Source organism: Seonamhaeicola sp. MEBiC01930 (assembly GCF_045277075.1).
Taxonomy (GTDB): Bacteria; Bacteroidota; Bacteroidia; order Flavobacteriales; family Flavobacteriaceae; genus Seonamhaeicola.
Genome location: NZ_CP104270.1, coordinates 729898 through 747809, shown reverse-complemented (window position 1 = coordinate 747809; position 17912 = coordinate 729898). Strand labels below are relative to the sequence as shown.

Sequence of the window (17912 nt, the reverse complement as noted above, 5' to 3'; positions counted from 1 at the left end):
AAGAAACTTAGTTTTATGAATAAAATTATCTACTTCATTAATATAGTTGCTGCTCTTGTATTGCTGTTTTCTTTTGTGCTTCCTTTTTTACCTCCTAAAACATTTGCAGTTTTATCTGTACTTAACTTAGGGGTTTCTTTTTTAATTATTCTTAATATTTTATTTGCCTTATACTGGCTAATTAGGTTAAAAAGACAGTTTGTTTTATCGGCTTTAATACTGTTTTTAGGTTACTTTTTGTTTGGGTCTTTATATAAGTTTTCGGCATCAAAGCATGTGGAGAGCGAAAGTAATTTTAAAGTGATGAACTACAATGTAAGGTTGTTTAATTTATATGATTGGATTAAGGACGACAATATTCAAACCAATATTGTAGATTTTATTAAAACCGAGGCGCCAGAAATTTTATGTGTTCAAGAATATCACCCACATAAAAATATTGATTTATCCTTTTTTAAATATAAGTTTGAGAAACTATCAGGAAAAACCATAAAATATGGGCAAGCTATTTTTTCACAATTTCCAATAATAAATTCTGGTTCAATTGAATTTCCAAACACTGGAAATAATGCCATTTTTGCGGATGTGGTTAAAGACACAGATACCATTAGAATTTATAATATTCATTTAGAGTCTTTGCATATAAACGCGGATGTTGAAAGTTTAAAAAATGAAGATTCTGAAAGGTTGTTGAAAAGAGTAGGGTCAACCTTTAAAATGCAACAATTTCAGACCGAGCTTTTTTTAATGCATAAGAAGCAGTGTAAACATAAGATGATTGTCTGTGGAGATTTTAATAATACGGCTTTTTCATTTGTGTACCGAAAAGTAAAGGGCGATTTACAAGATACTTTCAAAGAAGGGGGGAATGGTTTTGGGCGAACCTATGATTTTAAGTTTTTCCCCGTTAGGATAGATTTTATTTTTGCTGATGAGATATTTAATGTGAATGGGTTCAAATCCTTTGATGCCCATTATTCAGACCATTTTCCTATAATGACTACTTTGGCTTTAGAAAATTGATGCTTTTCTATATGTAAAGGAAGAAACCATAAATACAATTGTCGTGTTACATAAAAGAACAATCTGCCATATCAGCTATAATGTGTATAACAAGTCCTAAAGCCACTAATCTAGATTTTTTAGGAATTAATAGAAATAGGTAAAATGTTATGGCAAAAGAGGAATGGAGCGGATGAAAACCTATGCTACACCGGTTTGGGTCAAAAATTGGGTTAGCCAACAAATGGTCTAAATCTATTAGCATGCCAGCAATCATAATTAAATAAGCTAATTTCCAATGAGTTTTAAACCATACCAAGGCAACCAGTAATGGTATTAAAAAATGACAACCATAATGCACTATAGGTTGAAGCATTATAAAGGCTTTAACGTTTGAGACTCCAAATAATTAACCGCGTTAGGGCCTTCATTAAATAACAAATCTAAGATGCTTAAATTGTTTATAAACCCATGTTTATTATTAAATACTTGAGTGTAAACATCAAATTGTTGGTGCTGTTCTTTTTTTGCATTTACTAAAGACCTCAGGTCTAGTTCATTTTCAGTGGTCTTTTTAAATACAACCGATTTTGATATGGTTAAATCTAGTTGTAAACAATCACAAATTACCTCAAAACACTTAAGGTTGAAATCTAAAATAAAGTCTTCTTTTTTATGGAACAAAGGCTGTAAGTCATCTTCATAATATTCAAAAAAAGGAGATGTTCTATACGCAGAAAGTAACGATTTCCAATGATTAGCTTGCCATTTGTCTTCATTAAAAATTTTAACATCCTTGTACTTTTGGCGATTTTTTTGTGAATAAGTCACAGGCACATTTAAAGTTAATTTGCCATTGGCACCATATATGTTGGTGCGGTTCCTGTAGGTCTGTTTTACAAAGTTATCTTCAACCTCAAACATAACTTCCTTAGCCTGGGTTATTGCTACAAAATGAGCAATATCAGGAAAGTATGTTGGGTGGATAAGAATATCCATTTTTAAGAATTAGCTTTTCTTCGTTTGCGTAATTTGTTAAAACCAATCCAACCAAATAAAACCACAAGGAATGGAATAAAGAAAGATGTTGCCTTTCCGCTACCACCAACGGTTGTGAAGAAACGTTTCCAACGTGGGTTTTTAAGTCCGTCCCAACTCATCCAAATAAATACAGGTTTACCAACTACGTGATCAAAAGGAACAAAGCCCCAAGCGCGAGCATCAACAGAATTATGGCGGTTATCACCCATCATCCAATAGTAATCTTGTTTAAAAGTATAGGTGCTTGTAGCCTCACCATTAATGAAAATCTGATTGCCTTTTACTTGTAAATCATTACGTTCATATTCTGTAATAACGCGTTTATATAACGGTAATACATCTAAACTAATATCAATAGTTTTTCCTTTTTCAGGAATATAAAGCGGTCCAAAGAAATCTACATTCCAGTTATAATTAGGGTCATGCGGAAATATATTTGAATCTCTAACGCCTTTTTCTTGTTTGTTAGGAGTTATGCTCTCTACATTAGGATGGTTTTTAAAATTGGCTAAAGCTTCATCTGAAATCGCTGAAAAATAATAAGTGTTTTGATTATTTATTATACCAAAATTATCAGTTATATCATAGCGTTGTTTTAAAAATTCAGAGCTAAACCTGTTTGTTTTAGGTTGCACAAAATAACTAAACTGTAAATGAGCTCTATCTGGTAATACATTTTGTTTGCCATTGATATACACGAAGCCATCACGGACTTCTAATGAATCTCCAGGTACACCAACACAGCGTTTAACCAAATTTGTTTTCTTGTCAATAGGTTTATAGTAATTTCGGTCTGGGTTAAAATTATTCATATCCAGCAGCGTATCTGCCGGTTGGTTGAAGACAACAATATCATTTCTTTCAATTTTTTCAAATCCAGGTATTCTTAAATATGGTAATTGTAGTTTATTGATTAGTGAGGATTTTCGTTTTGAATAATCATCATCAAAAAGATAAGATTTCTTCTTAAGTCCAGGGATAGTATCATGAACCATTGGGGCTGCAACCGTAGTCATTGGAACTCTGGCGCCATAGTGAAACTTACTTACAAATAAAAAGTCGCCAACCAATAAAGATTTCTCTAAAGAAGAAGAGGGGATGGTAAATGGTTGCATAAAATATGTGTGCACTATTGTGGCAGCCACTATAGCAAACAGTATAGAACTTGTCCATTCTCCAGATGATGACTTTGGGTTTAAATCTCTATTTTCAATATATTTTACATCTGCAACATAATTTAAATAGTAGTTGTAAAAACCTAACGAAGCTACTGCTAAAAACGTGTCAACCATTTGGTTTTTACCAAAGCTTCTTGCAGTTTCTACCCAAACAATTATTAACATGATGAGGTTTACTATTGGAAGAAACAAAAGTATAACCCACCACCAAGGCCGGTTAATAATTTTCATTAAAATAACACCGTTATATATGGGAGCAAATGCTTCCCACGCTTGTCTTCCCGCTTTAATGTATAACTTCCAAGTGCCTAAACCATGAATCACTTGTATAATCAATATGAAAATAAACCATTGGGTTAATGTCATAACTGTAAAATTTAAATCGTTTTGTTAAAGGCTAACATATTATTATTGTTTCATTTACTAAGAGTCATTAACCAATATTTAACACGTCATTCATTGAGAATACCCCTGTTTTTCCTACTAACCACTCTGCAGCCACAACAGCTCCAAGTGCGAAACCTTGTCTGTTATGAGCAATGTGTTCTATGTTAATAGTGTCTACTTCACTTGTATAATCAACACTATGAGTACCTGGAACATCTTCTATACGTTTGGCCACAATAGGAATGGTGTTGTAATTGTTGGTTTCATGAAGCTGCCATTCTTTATAATTGTTGTTGTTTTCAATAACGCCTTCGGCCAAAGTAATTGCGGTTCCGCTTGGTGCATCTAGCTTCTTTGTATGATGAATTTCTTCCATAGAAACATTGTACTGGCTTAAATTACTCATCATTTTTGCTAATACCTTATTAAGCTCAAAGAAGATATTTACACCTAAACTAAAGTTTGATGCATATATGAAACCTCCTTTTTTTTCTTTACATAAGTTTACGGCTTTATCATAATTGTCTAGCCACCCGGTGGTACCCGAAACTACGGGGACACCATTGTTTATACAGTTGGTTATGTTGCCAAATGCAGCAGATGGTAAGCTAAAATCTATAGCTACATCGGCATCAGTTATATCATAGCCTGTATCGTCTTTATCTATTTTTAAAACAACATTATGTCCACGGCTAATTGCTATTTTCTCTATGGTTTGCCCCATGCGTCCGTATCCTAGTAAAGCAATTTTCATCTATTTAAAATTTTCTAAACGTTATTAAATATTTGTAATAAACTCCTAATGAGTTAAAATTTGAAATTTAAGGTTAATCCTAAGCTGCTAGTAGCATCAAACTCATTAAATTTATAATGAGGAGCTAGTGATAAGTTTTCATCAACATTATATTGTAATAAGTGTGCATCAACATTAGCATCAATTATATTTAAAGCATAAATACCAAGAGTAACAAGTAATGATATTTCCTTATTGCGACTATAAAAATCTTGTGCCTCTTCCAAACGATCGGTTGTTACTCTGGGTGATGTTAGTTGATTTCCATTAGAATCAAAGTAAAATTCGTCATCCGTAAAACCAGCAAGTCTTCGTTTGTAGGCATCCCGGTATCTATTGTATTCGTTATTGTTAGTTATATAAAAGTAAACACCAGTTCCTAAAGCCGCATAAACAATTGGTATTTTCCAATATTTTTTATTGTAAGCCTGACCTAAACCAGGTAAGACCGCCGAATAAAATGCAGCTTTGGCAGGAGATAAAGGGTTAATAGGTTTTCTTTCAACAATAGAGTCTACCACAATCTCTTTTGATATTCTCTTTTTCTTAACTTTTTTCTCTTTTTCTTGAGCGGTTAATGAAAAACAAAATAAAAAGGCAAATACACTTACTATAACGGATTTATTTAGCACCCTGAATTAATTTTTTTATACGATTAAAGTCTTCTTCTGAATGAAAAGGAATAGTGATTTTTCCTTTACCATTTTTAGAGACTTTAACGTCAATTTTGTGCCCAAAGTATTCTGAAAACACTCCAATTCCTTTTTTAATGTATTTTGGAGTTTCTTCTAGATTGTCTTTTGTTGGAATTTTAACTTCTTTTGAAGTGTTATAATTTCTAATTAAGTTTTCAGTGGCTCTTACAGAAAGTTCATTTTGCAAAACTTTTTCATAAATATCAAGCTGGATTGATTGATCTTCAATAGCTATTAATGCACGTCCATGGCCCATTGAAATAAAACCATCTCTCATGCCAGTTTGTATAATTGGATCGAGCTTTAAAAGGCGTAAGTAGTTAGTTATGGTTGAACGTTTTTTTCCTACGCGTTCACTCATTTGTTCTTGAGTTAGTTGAATCTCATCAATTAATCGTTGGTAGGATAAAGCAATTTCAATAGGGTCTAAGTCTTGGCGTTGAATGTTTTCAACCAAAGCCATTTCTAAAGACTCTTGGTCATTAGCAATTCTTATATAAGCTGGTATGGTTTCCAATCCAACCAATTTTGATGCCCTAAAACGGCGCTCACCAGATACTAATTGGTATTTATTAAATTCTAATTTTCTAACTGTAATGGGTTGAATAATTCCCAACTCTTTAATTGAAGAAGCTAATTCCTGTAAAGATTCTTCACTAAAGTTAGTTCTAGGCTGAAATGGGTTAACTTCAATTAAATCTAGATCAAGTTCAATAATATTACCAATAACCTTATCAGCATTTTTATCTTGAACTGATTGAATGTCATTTTCAGGATCTTTTAAAAGTGCCGATAAACCTCTACCTAAAGCTTGTTTTTTAGTTGCCTTAGCCATAATTTATGAGTTTTTATTGATGATTTCTTTTGCCAAACTTAGGTAATTGTTTGCACCTTTGCTACTGGCATCATAATTAATTATGCTTTCACCGTAACTTGGTGCTTCACTTAAGCGTACATTTCGTTGTATTATGGTTTGAAAAACCATATTATTAAAATGCTTTTGTACTTCTTCTACCACTTGATTTGATAATCGTAAACGTGAATCATACATGGTAAGTAGCAACCCTTCTATATCTAAATTTTGATTGTGAATTTTTTGAACACTTTTTATGGTGTTTAAAAGTTTCCCTAGGCCTTCTAATGCAAAATACTCACATTGAATTGGTATAATTACAGCATCAGCAGCCGTAAGGGCATTAAGTGTTAGTAAACCTAAAGATGGTGCACAATCAATTAAAATGTAATCATATTTGTTTTTAATAGGTTCTATGGCCTTCTTTAGCATATACTCCCTAGATTCTTTGTCTACCAATTCAATTTCAATAGCAACAAGATCTATATGAGCTGGGATTATGTCTAAATTAGGAGTTTCTGTTTTTACTATAGCTTCTTTAGCCGAATTAGAGTGTTCTAGAAGTTGATATGTTCCAACTTCAACAGACTCTACATCAATTCCAATTCCAGAAGTTGCATTTGCCTGAGGATCAGCATCTATTAATAATACTTTTTTCTCTAAAACACCAAGTGAAGCTGCTAAATTAATGGAAGTAGTTGTTTTTCCTACACCTCCTTTTTGGTTAGCAATTGCAATGATTTTACCCATTAAGTTTTTTGATTTTAACAACGGTAAAAATACAATTATTTATGAGGAATAAAAACGGAAATTGTTAACAAAAGGGAATTAGGAATATAAAGTTGATTTTATAACAAAATCAAAAGTTCTAATCAATTAAAATAGCTAGAATTTTAATAGCTGCTTCACCTATTTTTGTTCCTGGACCAAATACAGCTATAGCTCCAGTATCAAATAAAAACTGATAATCTTGTTTAGGAATTACTCCACCTACTATAACCATAATGTCATCTCTACCGTATTTTTCAAGAGCTTTAATAACTTGTGGTACAAGAGTTTTATGTCCTGCTGCTAAGGAAGATATACCAAGAATGTGTACGTCATTTTCAACAGCTTGTTTAGCTGCCTCTTCGGGTGTTTGAAAAAGAGGACCAATATCAACGTCAAAGCCAATATCAGCATATCCAGTTGCTACCACTTTGGCCCCACGATCATGACCGTCTTGACCTAATTTTGCAATCAAAATACGAGGTCTTCTACCATCTTGTTCGGCAAAAATATCAGCTAATTCTTGAGCTTTTTTAAATGATTTGTCGTCTTTCACTTCTTTACTATATACACCAGAAAAGGATTTGTTTTTAGCCTTATAACGCCCAAAAACTACTTCTAAAGCATCGCTTATTTCTCCTAAGGTAGCTCTTTCTCTAGCAGCTTCAACAGCTAAAACTAATAAATTTTCCTTTCCTGATTTGGCAGCTTCAGATAATTTTGAAAGTGCTGTTTTAACTTTTTCTGAATTTCTTTCAAATTTAACCTTATTTATACTTTCAATTTGTTGAAGTCTAACAATTTGATTGTCCACTTCTAAGGTTGAAATTGGTGCTTCTTCTTTAAGTTTATATTTGTTAACACCAACAATTATATCTTGTCCCGAATCTATTCGAGCTTGCTTTTTTGCAGCAGCTTCTTCTATTCTAATTTTTGGAATGCCAGCCTCTATAGCTTTAGTCATTCCGCCATAAGATTCAATTTCTTCAATTAAATACCATGCCTTTTGTACTATATCATGGGTTAGTTTTTCAACATAATAACTTCCTGCCCAGGGGTCTACAGTTTTGGTTATTTTAGTTTCTTCCTGAAGAAAAATTTGTGTGTTTCTAGCAATTCTTGCAGAAAAATCTGTAGGTAAAGCAATGGCTTCATCTAAAGCATTGGTATGTAAACTTTGTGTACCTCCTAATACTGCAGCAGTAGCCTCAATGGTAGTTCTTGCTACGTTATTAAAAGGGTCTTGCTCAGTTAAGCTCCAGCCAGATGTTTGACAATGCGTTCTTAAGGATAAAGATTTAGGATTCTTCGGGTTGAATTGCTTTACTAATTTAGCCCATAGCATTCTTGCAGCTCTCATTTTAGCGATTTCCATAAAATGGTTCATGCCTATTCCCCAAAAAAAGGATAAGCGTGGTGCAAAAGTGTCTATATCCAAACCTGTATCTAGCCCTTTTCTTATATATTCCAATCCATTTGCTAATGTGTATGCCAATTCTATATCACAGGTAGCTCCAGCTTCTTGCATATGGTACCCTGAGATGCTGATGCTATTGAATTTAGGCATGCTTTTACTGGTGAATTCAAAAATATCAGAAATGATTTTCATTGAAGGTGTGGGAGGATAGATATAGGTGTTTCTAACCATAAACTCTTTAAGAATGTCATTTTGAATGGTGCCAGTTAGTTGGTTTAGTTTTACATTTTGTTCTTCGGCTGCAACAATATAAAATGCCATTATGGGTAAAACCGCACCATTCATAGTCATTGAAACCGACATTTTATCTAGAGGAATTTGGTTGAAGAGTGTTTTCATATCTTCGACCGTATCTATGGCAACGCCTGCTTTTCCAACATCACCCACCACACGTTCATGGTTACTATCATAGCCTCTATGCGTGGCTAAATCAAAAGCCACAGATAACCCTTTCTGCCCTGCGGCTAAGTTGCGTCTGTAAAAAGCATTACTTTCTTCGGCAGTTGAAAAACCAGCATATTGCCTAATAGTCCATGGTCTTCTTAAGTACATGGTGCTGTAGGGACCACGTAAATTAGGTGCTATTCCGGCAGCAAAATCTAAATGTTCTAAATTTTTAAGGTCTTCTTTTGAATAATTTGATTTTATAGTGATACCTTCAGCCGTCATAAATGAATTATGCGCATTAACCTGTTTTTCAGGGTTAGCCTTTTTCAGGGTTATATGTTGAAGGTTTTTCCTTGGCATTATATAATCATTTTTTGAATAAACGGATCAAAGTTTATGTCATAAATACTAGAAAGTTTAATCATGGTGGTTTTACCGTTAGATGATATAATATATGCAGTACTGTATGTAGATACATCGGTTTCAGGATAATCTACTTTGAAAATAGATCTGAAAATTTGTTGCTTTTTGTTTCCAGTATATTTGGCGGTAATTTTGGTGAATTCAATATTTTCTTTTCTTGTTATTTTTTCATTGTTCATTCTTATAATTCCAAGAAGCTGGCTAGCATCTCTTTTTGAAAAAGGAAAATAAGGTAAGGTATTTAGTGTATAAGTTATGCCAAACTCATTATCAAAATAGATGTAAAAGTTTCCTTTTAGGTCTCTTAAAGTTTCTATAGCACGTAATTCAAAGGCATAGTCTTTTTTTGAGGTAAGAGAATCAATAATTTTTAAATATTCAGATGAGGAATATTTTTTAAAGGTATCTGGTAAATAAATTTTTATACCATCTTCACTTAAAAAATGGTATTTGCCTTTTACCTCTTCTACATTCTCAATCTCAAACCAATGCTTAACATCAGAAGCAATATTAATGCATGATGACATGCTTAAAAATATTACTAAATAAAGAAACAAGTATTTGTAATTAATATTCATTTTAATGATTATGTCCAGCATGTGCATTAGGGTCATGAGAAGGAGGAGGTACGTTATTAAAATCTACCTTGGTTTCGGGTTTTTCAGGGAAAGTTATATTAGATAAATCGATATCAAATAATCTAGAGTAATATAAGTCAAAAGCAATATAGGTTGCTAAATATTTGTCGCTTATAGCAGATCTGTAATTTGATACCAAAGGAGCGCCGAAAAGTTTTGGGCTTAAATCATTTATAGATAATAGAGCGTTAAACGTAGTTTTTAAATTCTTATCAGCAATATTTTCACCAATACATTTAATTAATGGACTGCTATAACTCAGGTGGCTTTTAGTATTGTTTTCATCCCAAAGTGTGTTGTCATTTTTTAAAGCTTCAAAAACCGCCAAAGTGTGTTTAGATACTATCCCTTCATATCGAACTTTTCCGTAAACAGCATTTCTTGTAAATTGGTTGTAGGCATATGTTAGGCTAGATGCTCTATTAGAGCTTCGATTATTCTTTACATAAAAGTTGAAAATATCTTCTTCAAATGAATATAAAGCTTCTAGGTATAGTTTTTCATTTGGGGTGTTACATGCTATTGAAGCTGGTTTATCAGCAAATTTGTATTCAAGATTTGTGTTGTTGTTTTTACAATTAAATACAATAAGGGTTAAACTTATTAAAGTAATTTTTACAATGGATTTCATTTTAATGTTCATTTTTTAATCGTTTTTTTTCTAAATTTTCAGCTAAACGTTTTTCTATTATAGGTTCAATTAAAGTCTTTCTTTGTTTTGTTTTTATAAACGGGTAAAGATCTATATTTACTTTCATTTTATCACTAGGGTTGGGGTGCTTGTTGGTGCCCAATAGAGTTTCTTCTCCCGAATTGAATTGCTCCTGTTCTTTAATAGCACTTTCTTTTATTTTACGTTGAATAATGCCATCTTTTAGTTGTTTTAAAAAGCCGCCATTTGCTTCAATGTTTTTAAATAAGTTTAACGCTTTTTCTGCTAATTGATTAGTTATTGATTCTATATAATAAGCCCCATCTGAGGGGTTATTTACTTTATTGAAATAACTTTCGTTTTTCAGAATTAATAATTGGTTTCTGGCAATTCTATCTCCAAACTCATTGTTTTTATGGTATATGGCATCATAGGCTAAATTATTAACTGTATTTGCGCCACCTAAAATTGCACTCATACATTCTGTAGTTGTGCGCAACATATTGGTGTTATAGTCGTAAATTGTTTTGTTTCGTTTGGTAGGTGTAGCAAAAATGTGACAATCGGTGTTGATTTTGTATTCTGATACTAAAGTGTTCCATAGCAAGCGCAACGCTTTTAGTTTGGCAATTTCAAAAAAGTAATTAGTGCCAATAGAAACATTAAAAATGGCATTAGTAGATTGGTTGGTGTTTTGCGAAAGATTTAAATATTCGTTGGCATGTGAAAGTGCGTAAGCCAGTTGTTGAACCATGTTTGCTCCTGCATTCTGGTATAATGAAACATCAACACTAAATGAGTTGGTTTGTTTAAAAATGGAATCAAACTTTGAAATATCATCTTTTAAGTCTTTAAACCAATTACCAGTTCTAGCAATATTTCCAATAATATCATTATCAAAATAAACTCGTGAATTTGTTAAAATATTTGTTAGGTTTTTTACATAACTAGGAGATAAGAACTCTAGTTTTAGATGTATTAAGGTTGAAGATAGATCAATAGTTTTTAATACGTTTTCAACTGAAATATCTTCAGATGGAATGATGAGTCTAATGCTTTCTGCACCTCCGTTTAAAGCATCAATTACCCTTTTATTTGATTTTTCTGCGTTAGCCACAAAAATAGATTCACATGTCTTCCATTGTGTAGCTTTAGTGTTTGAAGTATCAGGAAGTTCTTTAAAGTCATCAGAATGATAAAATGGTTTAACAGAAATGTTTTCATTTGAGTTCCAAACAAGCGCATTGTTATAATCAGCTCCATTTAAATCGAACTGTATTTTTTGTTTCCACTGTTTTGATGAAACAGAATCAAATGCGTTAAACAATTGTTTACTCATTCACTTCAACTTTTAAACTATCTTCATATTCGATTATAAAAATTTCTTCATTTTCACGCTTCATATAATATTCTTCTCGTGCAAATTTTTCTAAACCTTCCTCTGTACTTAGTTTTTTAATGTTTTCATTGTCTTTTTCTATTTCCTTTTTATAATATTCTTTTTCGTTTTCTAAATCTTCAATATCTGTATTTAATTCATGATGTATTAGCCATGAATTAGTGTCAAAAAAAAGCATCCATACAGCAAAAGCCACCAGAATTAGAATAAATATATTTTTGAATGGTTTGAAAAATTTGTGTTTAAAAATGCTCATTATAATTTTTCATTAATTATTGTGCGAACTATATCAATAGCTACGGTATTGTATTTGTTGTTTGGTATAATAATATCAGCATATTCTTTCATGGGCTCAATAAACTGATCATGCATGGGTTTTAGGGTGTCTTGATATCTAGTTAAAACCTCATCTAAATCTCTCCCTCGTTCAGAAATATCACGCTTTAATCGTCTAATTAATCGTTCGTCAGAATCAGCATGAACAAATATTTTTATATCGAACATATCTCTTAACTCAGGGTTTGTTAAAATTAAAATACCCTCAACAATCATTACTTTTCTAGGGTGGGTAAAAATGGTATCTCCTGTTCTATTATGTTTTACAAATGAATAGACTGGTTGGTGTATAGATTTGTTGTTTTTTAATTCTTTAACATGATTAGCTAACAAATCAAAATCTATTGACCTTGGGTGGTCAAAATTAATTTTCACCCTTTCATCATAGGTTAAATGCGTGGTGTCTTTATAGTATGAATCTTGGGATAATACGCCAACTTCACCTTCTGGTAATTCCTTAAGAAGTTGGTTAACAACAGTTGTTTTTCCGCAACCTGTACCCCCTGCAATTCCTATTATTAACATAAATAATTTAACCTAAATTGTATACACAAATTTAAAATTAATTATTAGATTTTTTAGAATTAACAGTGTTTTGTTACGAATAATGAAATAAATATGTGTTTTAAGTGCTTTAAGTTTATATAACATTTAAACTACAAGCTATGTGTAGTTATTTTTTTATGTTAGAAACCTCCTCTTCAGTAACCATTTTTTCATTTTTATTCCCCCAACTATTGGTGATGTAATTCATAACATCAGCAATTTCCTTATTACTCAAACCCATTGCGGACATGGCACTGTTATAGGTTACTCCATTTACAACAATTTCACCCGATTGCCCATATTTAATGCCCTTTATACTGGCTTCTCTGTTTTTCATTAAGTAATCAGATTTAGCTAATGGTGGAAATACTTTTGCCATACCTTCTCCATTAGGCATATGACAAACAACGCAAAAATCTGTATAAATTTCTTTGCCCATTTCAATGCTTGACTCTATGTTGTTTTGGGCAGATGTGAAAGTTATTAATAAACAGGTAAATGCACTTAATAAATAGGTTTTTTTCATTTTGGTTTTAATTTTCTGGGACAATTTTGATTATTCCATGGTTTTCAACGGCTACATAAATGTAATTATCAGGTGCTTGAATAACGTTTCTTATTCTACCTAAACCTTCAAATAGCTTTTCTCGTTTTATAACCTTGTTGTTTTCAATAATTAGGCGTTCAAGATATTTAAATTTTAAAGACCCTACAAGTATATTGCCTTTCCAATTAGGATACTTTTCAGAGGAGACTATTGTCATTCCGCTTGGGGCAATAGATGGAACCCAATAGAAAAACGGTTGTTCCATGCCATCTTTTTCGGTAATATCAGTAAAAGGTGTTCCACTGTAATTTACACCATAAGAGATTACTGGCCATCCATAATTTTTTCCCTTTTCAACAATATTAATTTCATCACCTCCTTTTGGTCCATGCTCATTTACCCAAATTGAACCTGTATAGGGGTGCTTTACCATACCTTGAGGGTTTCTGTGGCCAAAACTAAAAATAGCAGTTTTAGCATTGTTTGTACCAACAAATGGGTTGTCTTCAGGGATGCTGCCATCATCATTCAATCTGTAGATTTTGCCACCATCTCTGGTTATATCTTGAGGGTTTACATTTCGGTTTCCGCGGTCACCTACTGAAAAATACAGGAAACCCTCATTGTCAAATTCAATTCTAGACCCCCAATGTTGCCCCTTTTTAGTGTTTGGTTCTGCTTTATAAAGCACTTCAAGGTCTGTAAGTTTACTTCCATCAAGTTTTCCCCTTATAAGAGCAGTATTCCCACCTTCTCCGCTACCTTCAGAAGAAGCATGCGTTATATAAATCCATCCATTATTAGAGTAATTAGGGTGTAATTTGATATCCATAAATCCTCCCTGACCCCACACATAAATTTCTGGAGTGCCTTCAATATTAATTTTTTTACCGTTCTTAAAATGAATTAATTCACCTGATTTTTCAGTAATTAGTAAACTTCCGTCTGGTAAAAAAGTCATGCCCCATGGAATATCTAAATCTGGAACAAACATTTGGGTGGTGTAATTTATGTTAATAGGATCTTCTGCCTTTACTTCAGATTCTATTTGTTGAGCGCAAGTGGCGCATGTTATAAAAGCTATTAATACTATACTGAATTTTTTCATGCTAATTGAAAGAATAGATTAAGTTGATTCCACTGTAATAATTAACAGGGTTTCCTGGATAATAATATCTAGGTGCGTTTCCTCCAAAACTTGAGGCATTTATCAGAATTTGGGAGGCATAATGTGTATCAAAGATATTATTTAAACCTATAAAAATATTCAATTTTATATTTTTATTAAGATTTCTCCGGAAGCCGAATTTACCATTTAATAAGTTGTAACTTGCTGAATACAAGTTGTTACTATCGGTTATTGGTATTTCACCAACATGCTGAAAGTTGAGGTTTCCGTATAAACCGAGTTCTGAATCAAAATCAATTATGGTATTAAAAACTTCTGAAGGAACTCCAGTTAAATCATTATTTGAATAGTTGTTCTCATTATCAATAAATTCTTTGAACTTGTAGTTGTTTAAGGAGAAGCTCGTTGAAATGTTTAGTTTAAGAGATTTAGTAGATACTAATTGGTAATCTAGACTAGTTTCTAAACCATCATGTTGTGTCTTTCCAGCGTTGATTCCAATAAATTGGTCTTGGTCAATCCGTCTTGACACTATAAGATTTTTAATGTTTAATCTATAAAAAGAGATGCTATATTGCAAACGGCTATTGGCAGTTGTGCCTCGGGTTCCTAATTCAAAATTCCAACCGGTTTCTGGCTTTAAGTTGGTGTTTATTTGTCCATCTGGAAGTAAGGTTTCATTTAGAGAAATAGGAGAGAAGCCATGGCTCAGGCTAGCAAAATAGTTCATGTTTCTGGTTAGTTGATGAGAAATACCAAATTTTGGAGATAAAATGCTTTTAAATTCAAAATTACCAGACTGGTCTTGGTTTTCTTCAGAAATGGAGAATCTATCCTCTAAATCGTATGATGTTTTATTTAAGTTTAATCCAATTGAAAGTGTGGTTTTTTCTGAGAGTTCGTGGTTGGTTTCAAAAAACAAATTATAATAACTTCTTATTTCTTTATAGTCTGATAATCGGTCTCCTTTTACACTTCCTGTTTCTGGCGGAAATTCTTGATATAAATTTTCAAAGGTTTCGTGCTTATAAATGTCTCTAAAAAGTTCACCTCCTAGAGTCCAGTTTACTGGTTTTTTAAAAAGCTCGGTGGAACCTAATAGTCTGCTTCTTAGTCCAGAGGCAAATATGTTTTCAGATAAGATGTTAAACGGTCTTGGTTCGTAATTATCTTTAAAAGATGTAAAAATACTGGTTGATTGTTTGAGGTTATTTGAGTATGTGTGGTTCCATGATAAGCCAAAAATGCCTCTTTGAGTGTCTTCAAAACCTTTGGTGCTATTCCAGGTAAAAGCGGCAGCCTTAGGATTATTCAAGTAGTTGTCTTCGTTTAAAGAACTAGGTATAAAAGCTTTTAAGTCAACATAACTTGCTAAGAAAGAAAGTTCGTTTCTATTATCAATAAAGTGATTGGAGTTTAAAGTGAAGGTCTGTCTTTTATATTCGTTGTTATCTCTATAACCATCAGAATTTGTGTTACTGTAAATGGCTTGAAAACCATTTCTTTTTGAGCTTAAATTTATACTAGTTAGGTTTTTTATTAAACCAAAGGACCCAAAGGTATAGTCATTTTTTATGTTTTGATTACTGAATTCTGGAGTGTGGGGAATTAGTTGAATGGTACCTCCTAATCCAGCTCCATAAATACTTGAAACAGCACCTTTGTTGATTTCTATACGTGATATGTTTCCCAATTCAAAATCTTCAATAGTAGTCTCTCCGCTGCCATTGGTTAAGGGTATATCTTTGAAATAGGCTCTAATCTTAGAAGTTCCAAATAAATTTCTAGATCCAATTCCTCTAATGGTAATTCTGTTAGTGTTAAGTGCTCCACTTTGCATAAAAACCCCCGGGATTCTGTTAAAAACGGTATTATAATTAACGTTGTTTGAGCGCTCAATATCTTTTGTAGAAATAAGTGCTATGGAGGCGGTGGTTTTTTTGAGCCTGTTTGGAATGTGATGACCTGCTATTATAACTTCATTTAGTCTATTTGGGTTTAAACTTAATTGAATTATATAATTTGAGCCAGTTTTTAGGTATACCAGTTTTTCTATATATCCTGTTTTTTTAAAGGAATATGTGCCAGATTCGATTATTTGAAATGACCCATTTTGGTTTGAATATACAGAGGTTAATGTTTTGTTGTTCGTTATTTCAACAGAGGGTATTTTTATGTTGTTATCAATGTCAATAATGGTTCCAGTTATTTCAGTTTGAGAAAAACAGATAATACAACTAAAAATCAAAAAAATAGAAGCTCTCTTTTTAAGTATTAGCACCGATATTTAATTATAATTAATTAGTAACTAAAAGTATTGAATTTCTGCCTAATTTATAGATAAATATTTTTTTCATTAGAGCCTTTGTAGTAAAGAAAAAAAAGTATATTTGCATCCCGTTATGGATAACCATTATCGGGGTGTAGCGTAGCCCGGTTATCGCGCCGCGTTTGGGACGCGGAGGTCGCAGGTTCGAATCCTGCCACCCCGACAAATTTAAAAAACACTGATAGTTATTTAATTATCGGTGTTTTTTGTTTTTGGGTATTTAACTTGGTGCTGAATATAGTGTCGCGTTCTAAATAAAAAGGTGCATAAATAAAGTAGTGCTTTTTCTGCTAAAAAGTTATACAGCTAAATCTCTCAATCTATTAGCAGCTTGTTCTGCTGTAATATCGCGTTGTGGTGAACCAAACATTTCATAGCCTACCATAAACTTTTTTACTGTTGCACTTCTTAAAAGAGGAGGGTAAAAACTCATATGCCAATGCCAATGACTGTTGTCTTTGTTATTAGTAGGTGCTTGATGTATGCCGCTTGAATATGGAAACGAACATGAAAATAAAGCATCATAAGCTTTGGTTATTACTGAAATGGCTTCAGCAAAGTCCAAGCTTTCTTTTTTAGAAATTTGTAGAATATCCTTGTAATGTTTTTTTGGTATAATCATAGTTTCAAATGGCCAAATTGCCCAAAAAGGAACCAAGACCACAAAAGAATCATTCTGAAAAATTATCCGTTCGTTTTTCTCTAATTCTTGATTTAAATAATCTCCTAAAAGACTGGAGTTTTTCTTTTTGAAATAAGCTAACTGTTGGGTGTTTTTTTTATCTACTTCGTTTGGAAGTGTAGATTGACTCCATATTTGCCCATGAGGGTGGGGGTTGCTACAGCCCATAACGGCGCCTTTATTTTCAAAAATTTGAACATAATTAATGAGGGCATCATCACCTAGTTCTTTAAATTCTTTTTGCCATGCGAAAACTACTTTTTGAATCTCAATTGGGGTCATATCTGCCAAACTCTTTGAGTGATCAGGACTGAAACAGACTACCTTACAGATTCCTTTTTCACTTTGTGCAAATAATAAGCCATCTTCAAATGAAAAGTCTGGTGATTCTTTTTGTAATGCAGCAAAATCGTTGGTGAATATAAAAACGTCTTCGTATTTTGGATTAGTTTCGCCATTTATCCTTGTATTTCCAGAACACAAATAGCAATTTTCATCATGTGAGGGTCTTACGGCATCAGAGATGGCCTCATTTTGTCCTTGCCAAGGTCTTTTTGCTCTGTGGGGTGATACTAAAACCCATTCCCCGGTTAATATATTGAAGCGCTTATGAGAGTAATCTTGTAGATTGGTATTCATTTTATTGGTGT

The 17912-nt window shown here is 32.6% G+C and carries 18 protein-coding genes and 1 tRNA gene; 2 read left to right on the top strand and 17 right to left on the bottom strand.

Translation table 11 applies throughout. The annotated features are described in order from the left end of the window. Nucleotides 1-15: 15 nt before the first annotated feature. Complete coding sequence (locus tag N1F78_RS03190) at nt 16-1023, top strand: endonuclease/exonuclease/phosphatase family protein (RefSeq protein ID WP_406684750.1); 1008 nt, start codon at nt 16-18, stop codon at nt 1021-1023. A 46-nt stretch (nt 1024-1069) separates the two neighbouring features. On the opposite strand, the gene N1F78_RS03185 is transcribed toward N1F78_RS03190, so the two are convergent. The 16 genes from N1F78_RS03185 to N1F78_RS03110 form a co-directional block, all read right to left on the bottom strand. Continuing rightward, nucleotides 1070-1378, bottom strand: coding sequence for a DUF6122 family protein (locus N1F78_RS03185; RefSeq protein ID WP_406684749.1), 309 nt, complete (start codon nt 1376-1378; stop codon nt 1070-1072). Beyond that, nucleotides 1378-2001 (bottom strand): WbqC family protein, encoded by a 624-nt coding sequence (locus tag N1F78_RS03180; protein WP_406684748.1) that lies wholly within the window; start codon nt 1999-2001, stop codon nt 1378-1380. The genes N1F78_RS03185 and N1F78_RS03180 overlap by 1 nt, the downstream gene beginning before the upstream one ends. Nucleotides 2002-2003: 2 nt before the next feature. Then, complete coding sequence (gene lepB, locus N1F78_RS03175) at nt 2004-3587, bottom strand: signal peptidase I (RefSeq protein ID WP_406684747.1); 1584 nt, start codon at nt 3585-3587, stop codon at nt 2004-2006. 67 nt (nt 3588-3654) lie between these two features. Next, nucleotides 3655-4362, bottom strand: coding sequence for a 4-hydroxy-tetrahydrodipicolinate reductase (dapB, locus tag N1F78_RS03170; protein WP_406684746.1), 708 nt, complete (start codon nt 4360-4362; stop codon nt 3655-3657). A 53-nt stretch (nt 4363-4415) separates the two neighbouring features. Next, nucleotides 4416-5033: a DUF5683 domain-containing protein gene (locus N1F78_RS03165; RefSeq protein ID WP_406684745.1), complete on the bottom strand. Its 618-nt coding sequence runs from the start codon at nt 5031-5033 to the stop codon at nt 4416-4418. Next, entirely contained in the window at nt 5023-5931 is a 909-nt protein-coding gene (locus N1F78_RS03160; protein ID WP_406684744.1) for a ParB/RepB/Spo0J family partition protein, read from the bottom strand. Before N1F78_RS03160 ends, N1F78_RS03165 begins: the two co-directional genes overlap by 11 nt. Nucleotides 5932-5934: 3 nt before the next feature. After that, complete coding sequence (locus N1F78_RS03155; RefSeq protein WP_406684743.1) at nt 5935-6699, bottom strand: ParA family protein; 765 nt, start codon at nt 6697-6699, stop codon at nt 5935-5937. Nucleotides 6700-6817: 118 nt separating this feature from the next. Then, on the bottom strand, nt 6818-8941 hold the full coding sequence (gene scpA, locus N1F78_RS03150; protein WP_406684742.1) for a methylmalonyl-CoA mutase: 2124 nt from the start codon (nt 8939-8941) through the stop codon (nt 6818-6820). Beyond that, nucleotides 8941-9531 carry a hypothetical protein gene (locus N1F78_RS03145; protein ID WP_406684741.1) on the bottom strand — a complete coding sequence of 197 codons (591 nt, stop codon included), beginning with the start codon at nt 9529-9531 and terminating at the stop codon, nt 8941-8943. Before N1F78_RS03145 ends, scpA begins: the two co-directional genes overlap by 1 nt. A 52-nt stretch (nt 9532-9583) precedes the next feature. After that, the gene (locus tag N1F78_RS03140) at nt 9584-10273 is read right to left on the bottom strand and encodes a hypothetical protein (protein ID WP_406684740.1); all 690 of its coding nucleotides are present in this window, start codon (nt 10271-10273) and stop codon (nt 9584-9586) included. Between the two features lies 1 nt (nt 10274). Continuing rightward, a complete protein-coding gene (locus N1F78_RS03135) occupies nt 10275-11633 on the bottom strand; it encodes a methylmalonyl-CoA mutase subunit beta (RefSeq protein WP_406684739.1) in 1359 nt (452 codons plus the stop codon). Then, nucleotides 11626-11949 (bottom strand): septum formation initiator family protein, encoded by a 324-nt coding sequence (locus N1F78_RS03130; RefSeq protein ID WP_406684738.1) that lies wholly within the window; start codon nt 11947-11949, stop codon nt 11626-11628. Before N1F78_RS03130 ends, N1F78_RS03135 begins: the two co-directional genes overlap by 8 nt. After that, nucleotides 11949-12554: a uridine kinase gene (udk, locus tag N1F78_RS03125; RefSeq protein ID WP_406684737.1), complete on the bottom strand. Its 606-nt coding sequence runs from the start codon at nt 12552-12554 to the stop codon at nt 11949-11951. The genes N1F78_RS03130 and udk overlap by 1 nt, the downstream gene beginning before the upstream one ends. A 148-nt stretch (nt 12555-12702) precedes the next feature. Next, entirely contained in the window at nt 12703-13101 is a 399-nt protein-coding gene (locus N1F78_RS03120; protein ID WP_406684736.1) for a c-type cytochrome, read from the bottom strand. A gap of 7 nt (nt 13102-13108) precedes the next feature. Further along, on the bottom strand, nt 13109-14230 hold the full coding sequence (locus N1F78_RS03115; RefSeq protein WP_406684735.1) for a PQQ-dependent sugar dehydrogenase: 1122 nt from the start codon (nt 14228-14230) through the stop codon (nt 13109-13111). Nucleotide 14231: 1 nt separating this feature from the next. After that, entirely contained in the window at nt 14232-16532 is a 2301-nt protein-coding gene (locus N1F78_RS03110; RefSeq protein WP_406684734.1) for a TonB-dependent receptor family protein, read from the bottom strand. 136 nt (nt 16533-16668) lie between these two features. On the opposite strand from N1F78_RS03110, the gene N1F78_RS03105 reads away from it, so the two are divergent. Next, a tRNA-Pro gene (locus N1F78_RS03105) sits at nt 16669-16743 on the top strand. A 135-nt stretch (nt 16744-16878) separates the two neighbouring features. On the opposite strand, the gene N1F78_RS03100 is transcribed toward N1F78_RS03105, so the two are convergent. Beyond that, nucleotides 16879-17901 carry a UDP-glucose--hexose-1-phosphate uridylyltransferase gene (locus tag N1F78_RS03100; RefSeq protein WP_406684733.1) on the bottom strand — a complete coding sequence of 341 codons (1023 nt, stop codon included), beginning with the start codon at nt 17899-17901 and terminating at the stop codon, nt 16879-16881. Nucleotides 17902-17912: the final 11 nt, after the last annotated feature.

Coding starts and splice junctions, on each gene's coding strand:
- N1F78_RS03190 (WP_406684750.1), top strand. CDS start 16: ATGAATAAAATTATCTACTTCATTAATATAGTTGCTGCTCTTGTATTG.
- N1F78_RS03185 (WP_406684749.1), bottom strand. CDS start 1,378: ATGCTTCAACCTATAGTGCATTATGGTTGTCATTTTTTAATACCATTA.
- N1F78_RS03180 (WP_406684748.1), bottom strand. CDS start 2,001: ATGGATATTCTTATCCACCCAACATACTTTCCTGATATTGCTCATTTT.
- lepB (WP_406684747.1), bottom strand. CDS start 3,587: ATGACATTAACCCAATGGTTTATTTTCATATTGATTATACAAGTGATT.
- dapB (WP_406684746.1), bottom strand. CDS start 4,362: ATGAAAATTGCTTTACTAGGATACGGACGCATGGGGCAAACCATAGAG.
- N1F78_RS03160 (WP_406684744.1), bottom strand. CDS start 5,931: ATGGCTAAGGCAACTAAAAAACAAGCTTTAGGTAGAGGTTTATCGGCA.
- N1F78_RS03155 (WP_406684743.1), bottom strand. CDS start 6,699: ATGGGTAAAATCATTGCAATTGCTAACCAAAAAGGAGGTGTAGGAAAA.
- scpA (WP_406684742.1), bottom strand. CDS start 8,941: ATGCCAAGGAAAAACCTTCAACATATAACCCTGAAAAAGGCTAACCCT.
- N1F78_RS03145 (WP_406684741.1), bottom strand. CDS start 9,531: ATGTCATCATGCATTAATATTGCTTCTGATGTTAAGCATTGGTTTGAG.
- N1F78_RS03140 (WP_406684740.1), bottom strand. CDS start 10,273: ATGAAATCCATTGTAAAAATTACTTTAATAAGTTTAACCCTTATTGTA.
- N1F78_RS03135 (WP_406684739.1), bottom strand. CDS start 11,633: ATGAGTAAACAATTGTTTAACGCATTTGATTCTGTTTCATCAAAACAG.
- N1F78_RS03130 (WP_406684738.1), bottom strand. CDS start 11,949: ATGAGCATTTTTAAACACAAATTTTTCAAACCATTCAAAAATATATTT.
- udk (WP_406684737.1), bottom strand. CDS start 12,554: ATGTTAATAATAGGAATTGCAGGGGGTACAGGTTGCGGAAAAACAACT.
- N1F78_RS03120 (WP_406684736.1), bottom strand. CDS start 13,101: ATGAAAAAAACCTATTTATTAAGTGCATTTACCTGTTTATTAATAACT.
- N1F78_RS03115 (WP_406684735.1), bottom strand. CDS start 14,230: ATGAAAAAATTCAGTATAGTATTAATAGCTTTTATAACATGCGCCACT.
- N1F78_RS03100 (WP_406684733.1), bottom strand. CDS start 17,901: ATGAATACCAATCTACAAGATTACTCTCATAAGCGCTTCAATATATTA.